Here is a 12533-nt window from a genome sequence, read left to right as displayed (position 1 = left end):
AGCATAACGGCCGCGATGCAAAGGAGCACGATATGCAGAATTTCGAGCAGATCCGCAGCCATCTGACCAAATCCGGTTACAAGGTCACCATGCACGAACCCTACGTGGCCTGCGTGGAACTTTCGCTGGACAGCGGCAACCGGCACCAGGCGATCTTCCTGTCCGAACTGGGCAACGACGACGAACGCGGCTACTTGCGCGTGAGCACGGTGCTCGCGCCGATCACGGGCATCGATGCGCGGCGCGCGTTGGGTTTCAACTGGCAGAGCAGCGTGGGCTACCTGGCCGTCGGCGACCTGGATGGCGTGCCCTACCTGCAGCTGTGCGAGAACCGCCCCTACGAGGGTCTGACCCCGTCGGAAGTGGATCGCATGGTGTTGGAAATCGGTGGGCTGGGCGACAGCATGGAACGCGCGCTGTCTGCGGAAGGCGATCTGCTCTAGACGGCCCCTTCGCTCACCGGAGAGGCGTAGGAGCGACGTAAGTCGCGATGGCTGCCGGTAACGCTTCGCGACTTACGTCGCTCCTACGGCATCCGGTTTCAGGCCCAGCCCAACGTCTCGACCAGCTTGAACAAGCCGTAGGCGATACCCCCGGCCGCGGGAATGGTCAGTATCCATGCCCACACGATCCGCTCGATCACGCCTAGCTTGAGCTTGCGCGGATTCTTGGCGAAGCCGACGCCCATGATGGCGGTGGAAATACTGTGCGTCGTGGAAACCGGCATGCCGAAGTGCGCCGCCGTGACCAGGATCGTCGCCGACGCCGTTTCGGCCGCGAAGCCGTCGATGGTCTGCAGCTTGACCATCTTGTGGCCCAGCGTCTTGATGATGCGCCAACCGCCCGCGGCGGTGCCCGCGGCCATGACCAGGGCGCAGGTGGCGATCACCCAGCTGTCGATGTCGTCCTTGCCGCCGTCCGGATGCAGGAAGGCAAGCCAGGTGGGCAGGTTGTCGAGGATGCCGGCCGACTGCGCACCGAAGATCGACAAGGCGATGATGCCCATCGTCTTCTGCGCATCTTGGCGGCCATGGGCGAAGCCCATGTAAGCGGCCGATACCAACTGCGCCTTGCCAAAGAAGGCGTTGACCCAGCGCGGCTTAGCCATGCGCGCAAGCGGGCCGCCGGTTTTCATCATCCCTGCGATGATCAGGTACAGCAGGGAGATGATGGCGACGCCCAGCAGGAATCCCGCCAGCGGCGAGGTGATCATGGGGAAGACGACTTTCCACAGCAGACCCTTGTTGCTGCTCCAGTCGCCATCGCCCGCTTTGGACCAGATCAGCGCGGTCCAATTGTTCTGCGAAGCGGCCAATGCGGCGCCGCACAGCCCGCCGATCAGCGCGTGCGAAGAAGAAGACGGCAATCCGCGCCACCAGGTGATCAGGTTCCAGATGATCGCGCCGAGCAGCGTGCAGATGAGCACCTGCGAAGTCACGTTGACCACATCGGTATCGACCAGGCCCGAGGCGATGGTCTTGGCGACCGCGGTGCCCATGAAGGCGCCGATGAGATTGGTGCTGGCGGCTAGGATGATCGCCTGGCCGGGCGTCAGCACCTTGGTGGCCACCACCGTGGCGATGGAATTGGCGGTGTCGTGGAAACCGTTGATGAACTCGAAGATGAGCGCCGTCAGGATCACGACCAGGACCAGGGTCAACATGGGGCGCGGGTCCTAGCTGTTCTTCAACACGATCTGGTACGCCGCCACGCCGGCTTCCCGGCAACGGTCGATGGCCTTCTCCAGGATCTCGAAGAACTCCTTCAGCAGGAACATCTGCAGGTTGTCCAGGCGGCCGGAATAGATGTCGCGATACAGCTCCAGCATCAGCCGGTCGGCCTCGTTCTCCAGCGCGCGCAGCTTCTCGTTGAGCGCGGTCATGCGATCGATATTCATCTTCTGCAGGTCGTGGACCATCTCCACGACCACCGAGGCGGCCTGCTCCAGCATCGCCGCGCGCGGCGCGAAATCGATGTTTTCCAGGTGCTTGGTCGCCAGGGAATAGCGGTCGGCGAACTTCTCGACCTGCTTGGGGATCTTGTACAGCGCCGACCCCAGCGCTTCGATGTCCTCGCGCTCGATCGGGGTGATGAAGCTGTCCACCAGAGCCTTGCCGATCTTGTCCGAAGCCGCGCGCTCGCGCTGGCGGGCCAGCTTGAAGGCGTCCAGCGCCGGCTGCCGGTCGGCGGTCTTCATCATGCTGTGCAGGGCTTTGGTGCTGTCGTAAGCGGCCTGCGCCGAGTCGTCGAGCAGGGAATAGAACTGCTGGCCGGAGCCGAAGATGGTCTGCAGCGAGAACATTGATAGCGCACCCCGCCGTCACGGGAGGGACGGCAACCGGGCGGAATTATGACGGTTTCGTGACCGCGAGTGGCGATCAGACCCCGTATCGGCAAGCCAGTGGCGGTCGGTCCCCTGCCTGTCAGGCAAAGCCACGAGCCGGTTTGCTAGACTCCGCTCCGCGCCCAGGCGCACTTTATGGAAGACGACCCTACCTCCCCCTCCCCCGCATGCCGCTCCCCCGCGCTGCGTGGCCCCGCAGAAGCCTGCCCCGGCCGGAAGCGCCCGCATGCTTGAACTGCTGATCGTTGTCGGCCTGATCGTTCTGAATGGCTTCTTCGCCCTGTCGGAGATGGCGCTGATGACCTCGCGCAAGCTGCGCCTGAAACAGATGGCGCAGGAAAGCCGCGGCGCGCGCGTGGCCCTGGCTCTGGCCGAGCATCCCGACAATCTGCTGTCCACCGTGCAGGTGGGCATCACTCTGATCGGCGTGCTTGCCGGCTCGTTGGGCAGCGATGCGATTGGAGCCTTGGTTGCCGGATGGCTGATTGGGATCTGGCCGAACGCGGGCGAATATGCGGGGAAAATCGGCTTCGGTACCGCAGTCACCCTGATCACCGCCGGCTCGGTGATTTTCGGCGAACTCATTCCCAAGCGCCTGGCCCTGACCAACGCCGAGAACATCGCCGCCGTGGTCGCCATCCCTCTGGACTGGCTGTCGCGTATCGCGCGCCCGATCGTGTTCGTGCTGGGCGCGATCAACCGCCTGGTATTGCGCATGCTCGGTATCCGCGACGGCGACCGCAATGCGGTCAGCGAAGAAGAGATCCGCATGCTGGTCAGCGAAGGCCACGCCCAGGGCGTGATCGACGTGGACGAGCGCAACATGGTCAACCGGGTGCTGCGTCTGGGCGACCGCACCGCCGACAGCCTGATGACGCCGCGCAAGAGAATCGTCTGGCTGGACCAGGCGGCCAGCTACGACGCCAACATCGACACCATGCGCCAGTCGCAGTTCTCGCGTTTCCCCGTCTATCGCGGCAACGACCAGGATGTGGTCGGGGTACTGGAAGTGAAATCGTTGCTGGACCGTTTCGCCGAACGCTCGCCGGAAATCTTCCAGAACCTGCGCGAGCCGCTGTTCGTGTCCGAATCCACCCATGCGATGAAGCTGCTGGAAATCCTGCGCGAAGAGCAGCAGTCGCTGGCGCTGGTGGTCGACGAGTACGGCGAGATCCAGGGCCTGGTGACGCTCAGCGACCTGATGGGCGCGGTGGTCGGCAGGCTGCAGGCGTCCGAGAACAGCGACGACGATGCGCTGGTGGTCGTCCGCGACGACGGCTCGCTGCTGGTCGACGGATCGCTGCCCAACGACGACTTGCGCGAACTGCTGGGCGGCGTGGCGCTGCCCGATGGCGACGAGGCCGACTACAACACCATCGCTGGCCTGGTGATCGAACAGTTCGGCCGCATTCCGCACGTCGGCGAACATCTGGATTGGGCGGGCTGGCGCATCGAGGTCGTGGACTTGGACGGCGCACGCATCGACAAGTTGCTGGTGCAGAAGCTGCCGGAAGAAGACGATGACGAAACCAGCGCCTGAATCCGGCGCTACGCCGGGAGCGGGCGACAAAGAGCATGTCAGCACCCGCGCAGTGTTGGATGATTTCGCGTCGGGCGATCCCGACGACCATCTTCGTCTGGGCGACCTGCTTTCGGGCCTGCGCCAAACCGCCTTCGGCATGCTGCTGTTCGTGGGCATACTGCCGGCTTTCCTGCCTATACCCGGCGTAGCCGGTGCGGTCAGCGGACCTCTGGTGATGCTGGTCGGCGCGCAATTGCTGCTCGGTTTGCGCAAGCCATGGCTGCCCGGTTTTCTGGCCCGGCGTGGTCCTTATCGAAGATCGATGGCGCGTTTCCGGGACATCATGTCGCGATGGCTGGGCTGGCTGGAGAAGCTGGTGCGCCCACGCATGGAAATCGTGCTGGACCATCCCATCGCCAGCGCTTTCACCGGCCTGCTGCTGGTGTTGCTGGGCCTGTTGCTGTCGCTGCCCATTCCCTTCACCAACTACGTGTTCGGGGTACTGCTGCTGCTCTTCGTGTTCGCGTTGCTGGAACGCGACGGCGTACTGATGCTGGTCGCCTGGTTGGCAGGCGCGATCGCGGTGGTGGTATTCGGTTTCGTATCCGGCAATCTGGTGCAGATGCTGGTGCACATGGTCGACGGCTGGTTCTGATCCGTAGGTCGGGGCTACGCCCCCGACGCCGGTAAGCTTTGCCGCATTCGGATCTAGCGCTGCGTGGTTCTGCAGCGAGTCTGGGGCGTAGCCCCGACCTACGTCAGATCAGCAAGTGCGCGAACTCGGCCGCGCTCATCGGATGGCCCAGCCAATAACCCTGCGCCAGATCGCAACCGCGGTCGCGCAGGATATCGAACTGCGCTTCCTTCTCGACCCCCTCGGCCACCACCGTAATGCCCAGCGAATGCGCCATGGCGATGATGGCCGTGGTCAGCGCCAGATCGTCGGGATCGCGCTGCATGTCGGCGATGAAGCTGCGATCGATCTTCACTCCGTCCACGGGGACGCGCCGCAAGTGGCTGAGGCCGGAGAAACCGGTGCCGAAATCGTCCAGCCATACCTTCACGCCGGTGCGGTGCAGCTTCGCCAGCAGTGCGCTGGCATGGGCTTCGTCGCCGATCACCGCAGTCTCGGTCAGCTCCAGGTGCAGGCGCGAAGCCGGCAAGCCGGTGTCGCGCAGGGAAGAGGCGACCTCCTCCGGCAAATCTCCGCTGCGCAGCTGCCGCGGAGAGACGTTGACCGCCACGAATGGCGCCTCTTCCGAGTCGTTATGCGCGGTCCAATGGGCCGCGGCCGCGCAGGCGGCGCGCAGCACCCGTGGCCCGATGCTTTCGATCAACCCGCTCTGCTCGGCCACATCGATGAACACCGAAGGGGCGACCGCTCCCATCTCCGGGTGCTGCCAGCGCAGCAGCGCCTCGGCGCCGACGATGCGCTGATCCATCAGACGGAAGATCGGTTGATAGACCAGGCTCAGTTCGCCGCGCTCCCATGCGCCACGCAGTTCCTGCTCCATGTGCACGCGACGCTCGACCGCCTGGTCCATGGCGCGGCTGTAGAAGCGGTAGCAGTTCTTGCCGGCGACCTTGGCCTGGTACATGGCGATGTCGCCGTTCTTCATCAACGAAGTGGCGCCGGAAGCGTCCTCCGGAAACAGGGTGATGCCGATGGACGTGCCCAGGAATACCTGCCGGCCCTCCACCACCAGCGGCTGTCCGAGTTCCTTCACCAACGCTTCGGCCAGCTGCGTGGCCACTGCGCGCACGTCGCCGTTCTGGATCAGGATCACGAACTCGTCGCCGCCGAAGCGCGCCAGCAGCGAATCGTCGCCGCCCATGCGTTCCACCGCGTCGCGGATGCGGTTGGCGAACTGCACCAGCACGTCGTCACCGGCTTCGTGCCCCAAGGTATCGTTGACGCGTTTGAAGTCGTCGATGTCGGCGAACAGCAAGGCCAGCTGGCGGCCGGCGCCACGCAGCATCATCAGGCGATGGTCGAGGCTTTCCCGGAACGCGAGGCGGTTGGTCAGCCCGGTCAGCGCGTCGGTATAGGCCATGCGCCGCACGTCGCGATCGTGGCGGGCGATGCTGTCGTTCATGCTGCTGAAAGCGCGCACCAGATCGCCCACCTCGTCCTGGCGATCGCTAGACAATTGTTTCGCATCGTAGTTGCCCACGCCGATGGCATGCGCGGCCTCGGCCAACTGCCTGATCGGTTTCACCAGCGTGCGTTGCGCGTACCAAGCGATGCCCACGCATACCGCGGCCAATGCGGCCAGCAGCAATACGATCCAACCCATATGGCGCCGGCCCAGCTCGACCAAGCGGTTGTTGAGATTGTTGGCGGCGCGTTCCTCGCTGGCGCGTATTTCGGCCAGCGAATAGCCTACCCGCACGCCTCCGATGCGCTCGTTTCCGATACTGATGCCTTCGGACACGTCCACCACCTGCTGCGACCATTGGGTGAGCAGGCGATTGGAGGAAATCGCGGCATGGGCCAGCGGATCGGTCATCGGCTGCCCATAGGCGGCGATGTCGTAGGAGCCGTCGTGGACGATGTTGCCGTGCGCGTCGTACACCAGCACGTAGGCCACATCGGGCTGGCGGGCGGCGGCACGCACGGTGGTGCCGATCGCGTCCAGATCGGAGAAGTACAGCGGGTTGGTCAAGGAATCGGCCAACTGTTCCACCATGGCTTCGCCGCGGCGGTTGAGCGCATCGGCGGCCATGCTTTGCATGGCTTCGCGGCCCAGCACGTCCACTTCCCGCTGCATCATCGTCTGCCGCTGCAGCAGCACGGCGATCAAGGCGAACACCACGGCCAGGGTGATCCCCATGGCCACCAGGAACCGCGCCTGCAGTCCGAAACGCAGACTCACTCGACTTGCTCGCGCACGCGGGCGGCGCCATCGCGCAGACGATCCAGACCCTGCTGCGAAACCGCGTCGACCGGCATGAACCGCGTCGTTCGGAAGAACAGGGTCATGGCTTCGCGCGCGTCGGGATCGTTGGCCGCCTGCAACAGCACCTCGCGCAGGCGCGCCTCCACCTTGGGGTCGAGGTCGCCGCGCACCATCTCCAGCGCGCGCGGATAATCCGGGGTCTGGTAGATGACCTTCATGTCGGGACGGAACGCCGCCGGCATCCGCCGCTCGTCTTCCCAGTCCAGGCTGCTGAACACGCCGGCATCGACCAGGCGTTTATGCACCCACGCCGCGATGTTGAGTTCCGAGCGCGCGAAAACGTAGCCCACCGAATCCGGTGTAGGCCTGTCCATCGGCGACAGCAGTATCTCCATGTGCAGGCCACGATCCAGCAGGGTCGAAGCCGGAACGATATAAGAACTGGTCGAAGCGGTGCTCTGGAAGGCGATGCTGCGGCCTTTCAGGTCGGCCAGCGAATCGATCCCGCTGTCCTTGCGCACGAAGAACACCGAGTGGTAACGACTCACTCCGCCGCGCTCGGTTAACAGCAAGGGTTTGGCGCCCGCGCGCTTCTGCAGCTGCATGCCGGTACCGGCGGTCTCGGTAACCCAGTCCACGCGCCCGCGGCGCAGGTAGCTGGTCATCTGCTGGGCGTCGCGCGCCATCAGGATGCGGCCTTCGGTGATGCCAACGTCGCGCATGCGCGGCACCACGTAATCCAGCAGGGGTTTGAGTTGCTCGTAGTGGGCCTTGGGATCGTCGCTGATGCGACCGATGACCAGTACATTGCCGCCGTCGGATGGGGACGGCGGCGCCGGCGCTGCCGTGGCGGGGGCAAGTAACAGGAGGGCAAGACCAAACCAGGCTATACGCAACGTCAGGGCTCGCATCAACGACAGGTGCGAGACTAGCCGAAAGCTCCCTTGACGGGTAGTAATTCAGCGCGGCTTCTCTCCGGCCAGTCGTGCCATGCGCTGCGCGTCGGCCAGGATGCCGCGCAACAGCCGTACTTCCTGCTCGTTCAGATTGGAGCGCAGGAACAGGCGCCGCAGCTTGCGCATGGCCGATTCCGGGGCCCGGCCCTTATGGAAATCGATGTCGTCGAGGGTTTCCCCCAACTGGGCGAAAAATCCCTCCAGCTGCGCATGGTTCGCCGGGGTCTCGTGGCTTTCTTCGACGGCTGCGGGGGCCGCCTCTCCCGCCGCAAGCAATGCCACCCGCACTTCGTAGGTCAGCACCTGCACGGCCGCGGCCAAGTTGAGCGAGCTGTACTCGGGATTGGCGGGAATGTGCACCGAGGCGTGGCAGAGCTGCAGCTCCTCGTTGCTCAGTCCGGTGCGCTCGCGGCCGAAGACCAGCGCCGTCTCGTCCCGGCGGGCGATTTCGACCACGCGGTCACCCGCCACCCGGGGGTGCAGTTCCTCCAACGCGACCCGCCGGCTGCGCGCGGTGCAGCCCAGCACGAATCTGCAATCGGCCACGGCCTCCGCCAGCGTGGCCACCACACGGGCCGACGCCAGCAGGTCATCGGCGCCGGCGGCCCGGCGAAAGGCCTCGTCCGCTGGGTACTGCTCGGGCGCCACCAGCACCAGTTTCGAAAGTCCCATGGTCTTCAGCGCGCGTGCCGCCGCGCCGATATTGCCGGGGTGCTGGGTGCCGACCAGCACGATGCGGATCCGGCTGGCGGCGGTTTCCGGGAGCGATTCGGGCGACGATTCTGGCGATTGGGCGGGAATGTTCATGGGCGTGGAGGAGTGTTCGTGGGCACAGATGTTAAACTGCGCGCGCCGGTCTACGCGCCGTGCTGCTCTTTAACCACTCGTTCCGTCCCACCCGTCTGCCCTGCCAGTCCGCCCGAGGTCCGTTACCCATGTTGAATCCTGTCATCACCATCATGGTCAAGGCCGCGCGTCAGGGAGGCAACGTCCTGTTGCGCAACATCAACAAGCTCGACAGCCTGAACGTGGTGGAAAAGGAACGTCTGGACTACGCCAGCGAAGTGGATGCGGACGCCGAAAAGGCCGTCATCAAGGAACTCAAGCGCGCCTACCCCGATTACTCGGTGCTGGGCGAGGAAAGCGGCGGCCAGGCCGGCAAGAACGGACGCTACACCTGGGTCATCGATCCACTGGATGGCACCAGCAATTACCTGCGCGGCTTCCCGCACTACTGCGTTTCGATCGCCCTGGTCGACAATGGCGAGCCCACCGACGCGGTGATCTTCGATCCGCTGCGCAACGAACTGTTCACCGCCAGCCGCGGCAGCGGCGCCCAGCTCAACGAACGCCGCATCCGCGTCACCGACCGCAAAGATCTGGCTGGCGCCATCATCGGCACCGGCTTCGCGCCGCGCGAACGCGCCCGCGCCGGCGCGCAGCTGGAATGCGTGCGCGAACTGCTGGTGCAGGCCGAGGATGTGCGCCGCGCCGGTTCGGCGGCGCTGGACCTGGCTTATGTGGCCTGCGGCCGCAGCGATGCCTATTTCGAAGCCGGCGTGAAAGCCTGGGATATCGCCGCCGGCGTGCTGCTGGTGCGCGAGGCAGGCGGCAAGGTCTGCGACTACCGCGGCGCCAGCATCGCGCGGATGGATTTCCAAGGCGCCAAGGGCCACCAGATCGTGGCCGGCAACATCAAGGTCTGCGAGGCGCTGCAGAAGACCATCGTCACTTCCGGCTACGCCGCCAGCTTCAACTAGCAACCTGTAGGAGCGACGCCGATCCATGAAAAAGGCCGCGAACTTCGCGGCCTTTTCTATTTCTGCGTCGACGGGGCTTACGGCCGGCGGGCCAGCGCCGCCTCTTCACGCGCCTTCGGCAACAGATCCTGCTTGGTGACCTTCAGGAACCAGATGGTCAGCAACGGGCAGGCCACGAAGATCGACGAGATGGTGCCGATCACGATGCCCAGCATCTGCGAGATCGCCATGCCTTCCAGCGAGCCGCCACCGTAGAGGTACAGCGCCAGCACGGTAAGGAACGCCACGAACGAGGTGATGATGGTGCGCGACAGCGTCTGGTTGACCGAACGGTTGAGGATCTCGATCGGCTCGGCGCGCAGGCTGCGGAAATTCTCGCGCACGCGGTCGAACACCACGATGGTGTCGTTGATCGAGAAGCCCATCACCGACAACAAGCCGGCCAGCACGGTCAGGTCGAACTCGCGCCCGGTCAGGGCGAAGAAACCGGCCACGATCAGAACGTCGTGCAGGGTGGTGAAGATGGCCGCCACCGCGAATTTCCATTCGAAGCGGAACGAGATGTAGATCAGGAAGCCCACCACCACGAAGATCAGCGCATACAGGCCGTTGAGCGCCAGCTCCTTGCCGACCTGCGGCCCGACGAACTCGTTGCGCAGCATCTTGGCGGCATTGTCAGGCGTGGAGGCCGCGGCCAGTACTTCCCGAACCGTGGTGTTGTCGTTGCCGGAACTGGTCTGGCCCGCACGCGGCTGCAAGCGGATCAGCAGATCCTTGCCTGTGCCGAAGGTCTGCACTTGCGCACTGGTGAAGCCAGCGGCGTTGAGGCGTTCGCGCACGCCATCGACGTCGGCAGGCCGGTCGAAACGCACTTCCACCACCGTGCCGCCGGTGAAATCCAGCGCGTAATTGAAGCCTTTGAAAGCGATGGCGCCCACCGCCACCGCCGCCAGCAGCAGCGCCACGGTCAGCGAGACCCAGCGCAAACGCATGAAGTTGAAGTTGGTGTCGTTGGGGATGAGGTGCAACGGGAAAAGTTTCATGTCGGGGTCCCCTTAGATGGCCAGCGACTTGAGCTTGCGGCGACGGCCGTAGATCAAGGTGGCGATGCCGCGCGATACGGTCACGGCGGTGAAGACGGAGGTCAGGATGCCCACGATCATGGTGATGGCGAAGCCTTTCAACGGTCCGGTGCCGAACGCGTACAGGGCCACACCGGCCAGCAGCGCGGTCATGTTGGAATCGAAGATGGTGCCGGAGGCCTTGTCGTAGCCGGTGGCGATGGCCGCCTGGGGCGGTACCCCTGCGCGCAGCTCTTCTCGTATTCGCTCGTTGATCAGCACGTTGGCGTCCACCGACATGCCGATGGACAGCGCAAGTCCGGCGAAGCCCGGCAAGGTCATGGTGGCGCCGAACAGCGACATCACCGCCACCACCATCAGCAGGTTGAGCAGCAGCGCCACGCAGGTGATCAGGCCGAACATGCGGTAATAGATGAGGAAGAACGCCAGCGCGAACAGGAACGAGAACATCACCGCCTTGGTGCCGCGCTCGACGTTTTCGGCGCCCAGGCTGGGGCCGACCACGCGCTCTTCGATGAAATCCATCGGCGCGGCCAGCGAACCCGCGCGCAGCAGCTTGGCCAGGTTCTCGGCTTCGGTCTTCTCCAGGCCGGTGGTCTGGAAGTTCTTGCCGAAGACGCCGGCGATGCGCGTCGGCGCCAACGCTTCTTCACTGACCTTGGTCGAGCGCACTTCCTTGCCGTCGACGATGGTGACCTGCGGGATGCGTTCGATGTAGACGACCGACATCAGCTTGCCGACGTTGGCGCTGGTGAAGTCGAACATGCGCTGGCCGGCGGCGGCGTTGAGGGTGATGTTGACCGCAGGCAGGCCGTTCTGGTCGGTACCGGTGCTGGCGGTGACCATCTGGTCGCCGGAAGCGAGCACGCGCTTGCTCAGCAGCACCGGCGTCGGCTTGCCGTCGGGACCGGCCGAATCGCGCAGATAATAGATGCGCGCCTCGGGCGGCACGTTGCCGCTGGCCAGCGCGTCCTGCGCGTTGCCGTCGATGACCGAATGGAACTCGAGCGTTGCGGTGGCGCCGATCAGGCGCTTAGCCGCGGCGGTGTCCTGCACGCCCGGCAGCTGCACCACCACGCGATCCTCGCCCTGGCGCTGGATGATGGGTTCGGCCACGCCGAGTTCGTTGACGCGATTGCGCAAGGTGGCGATGTTCTGCTCGATCGCGTCGCCGGAAATCTGCTGCAACTCGCTTTGCGGCAGGGTCACGTTGATGCGGTTGCCGTCGATCAGGTAAGTCAGCCCCGGGCCCGCAGTGGCCGCGTTGGCGTTGGCGGCGCTGCCCGTCAGCGCGGTACGCGCCTTTTCCGCATCCTCACCCGCAGCCAGGGTCACCACGATGCCGTTATTGGCGCGACGCTCCACCGACTCGTAGCGCACGCGCTTGTCGCGCAGCGTGACGCGCATGTCCTCGGCGTAGGCGTCCACGCGCTTGTCCAGCGCCGCCTTCTGATCGACCTGCATCACGAAATGCACGCCGCCCTGCAGGTCCAGACCGCGGACCATGGGCCGTGCGCCGAAGTCGCCCATCCAGTCGGGCACCGTCGAAGCCAGGTTCAGGGCCACGATGTAGTCATCGCCCAGGTCGGTACGCAGCGCATCGTTGGCCTTGGTCTGCGCGTCCAGGCTGGGCATGCGCACCAACAGGCTGTCTTTTTCCTTGTCCAGCGATTTGGCGGCGACGCCCGCTTTCTTCAGGGACGCCTGTATGCGCTGGTTCAAGGCGTCGTCGATCGCGAAACCGCGATTGGCGGTGATCTGCACCGAAGGATCGGAAGGGTAGATGTTGGGAAGCGCGTACAGCACGCTCAACAGCACGACCAACAGGATGGCGATGTATTTCCAGCGCGAGAATTCAAGCATCGGGGAGTTCCAGAGAACGTAGACCGTAGCCCGGGCGGAGCAAGGCGATACCCGGGGATTTGCGTCGTATCTTCATGACTGCCCGGATGTCGCCTTCGGCTGCATC

Annotated in this window: 11 protein-coding genes; 4 read left to right on the top strand and 7 right to left on the bottom strand. The window is 64.8% G+C overall.

Features of this window, described 5'->3' with window-relative positions; all coding sequences use genetic code 11:
- The first annotated feature begins 32 nt into the window (after positions 1-32).
- Positions 33-443: a hypothetical protein gene (locus J2W94_RS02025; protein ID WP_310089961.1), complete on the top strand. Its 411-nt coding sequence runs from the start codon at positions 33-35 to the stop codon at positions 441-443.
- Between the two features lie 98 nt (positions 444-541).
- On the opposite strand, the gene J2W94_RS02020 is transcribed toward J2W94_RS02025, so the two are convergent.
- Together J2W94_RS02020 and J2W94_RS02015 are read right to left on the bottom strand one after the other, a co-directional pair.
- Positions 542-1663, bottom strand: a complete 1122-nt coding sequence (locus J2W94_RS02020; RefSeq protein WP_310089960.1) for an inorganic phosphate transporter — start codon at positions 1661-1663, stop codon at positions 542-544.
- Positions 1664-1675: 12 nt separating this feature from the next.
- Positions 1676-2302, bottom strand: coding sequence for a DUF47 domain-containing protein (locus J2W94_RS02015; RefSeq protein WP_310089959.1), 627 nt, complete (start codon positions 2300-2302; stop codon positions 1676-1678).
- Positions 2303-2570: 268 nt separating this feature from the next.
- Between J2W94_RS02015 and J2W94_RS02010 the strand changes: the two genes are divergently transcribed.
- Both J2W94_RS02010 and J2W94_RS02005 read left to right on the top strand, forming a co-directional pair.
- Positions 2571-3884 (top strand): hemolysin family protein, encoded by a 1314-nt coding sequence (locus J2W94_RS02010; protein ID WP_310089958.1) that lies wholly within the window; start codon positions 2571-2573, stop codon positions 3882-3884.
- Positions 3865-4521: an exopolysaccharide biosynthesis protein gene (locus J2W94_RS02005; RefSeq protein WP_310089957.1), complete on the top strand. Its 657-nt coding sequence runs from the start codon at positions 3865-3867 to the stop codon at positions 4519-4521. Before J2W94_RS02010 ends, J2W94_RS02005 begins: the two co-directional genes overlap by 20 nt.
- Positions 4522-4624: 103 nt before the next feature.
- Here J2W94_RS02005 and J2W94_RS02000 read toward each other — a convergent pair whose 3' ends face one another.
- Genes J2W94_RS02000 through J2W94_RS01990 form a run of 3 tightly spaced genes read right to left on the bottom strand, consistent with a single transcriptional unit; the run spans position 4625 to position 8529 of the window.
- Positions 4625-6700 (bottom strand): putative bifunctional diguanylate cyclase/phosphodiesterase, encoded by a 2076-nt coding sequence (locus J2W94_RS02000; RefSeq protein WP_310091550.1) that lies wholly within the window; start codon positions 6698-6700, stop codon positions 4625-4627.
- 38 nt (positions 6701-6738) lie between these two features.
- Complete coding sequence (locus tag J2W94_RS01995) at positions 6739-7686, bottom strand: phosphate/phosphite/phosphonate ABC transporter substrate-binding protein (protein ID WP_430540558.1); 948 nt, start codon at positions 7684-7686, stop codon at positions 6739-6741.
- A 39-nt stretch (positions 7687-7725) separates the two neighbouring features.
- Positions 7726-8529: an RNA methyltransferase gene (locus tag J2W94_RS01990; RefSeq protein ID WP_310089955.1), complete on the bottom strand. Its 804-nt coding sequence runs from the start codon at positions 8527-8529 to the stop codon at positions 7726-7728.
- A gap of 128 nt (positions 8530-8657) precedes the next feature.
- On the opposite strand from J2W94_RS01990, the gene J2W94_RS01985 reads away from it, so the two are divergent.
- Complete coding sequence (locus J2W94_RS01985; RefSeq protein ID WP_310089954.1) at positions 8658-9482, top strand: inositol monophosphatase family protein; 825 nt, start codon at positions 8658-8660, stop codon at positions 9480-9482.
- Between the two features lie 77 nt (positions 9483-9559).
- On the opposite strand, the gene secF is transcribed toward J2W94_RS01985, so the two are convergent.
- Together secF and secD are read right to left on the bottom strand one after the other, a co-directional pair.
- Positions 9560-10525 (bottom strand): protein translocase subunit SecF, encoded by a 966-nt coding sequence (secF, locus tag J2W94_RS01980; RefSeq protein WP_310089953.1) that lies wholly within the window; start codon positions 10523-10525, stop codon positions 9560-9562.
- A gap of 12 nt (positions 10526-10537) precedes the next feature.
- Positions 10538-12427, bottom strand: a complete 1890-nt coding sequence (gene secD / locus J2W94_RS01975; RefSeq protein ID WP_310089952.1) for a protein translocase subunit SecD — start codon at positions 12425-12427, stop codon at positions 10538-10540.
- Between the last annotated feature and the right edge of the window lie 106 nt (positions 12428-12533).

Origin of the sequence: Pseudoxanthomonas sacheonensis (assembly GCF_031455975.1) — a bacterium.
In the GTDB taxonomy this organism is placed as follows: domain Bacteria; phylum Pseudomonadota; class Gammaproteobacteria; order Xanthomonadales; family Xanthomonadaceae; genus Pseudoxanthomonas_A; species Pseudoxanthomonas_A sacheonensis_A.
Note: the sequence above shows the minus strand (reverse complement) of the source record. Positions and strands in the feature narration are given on the sequence as shown.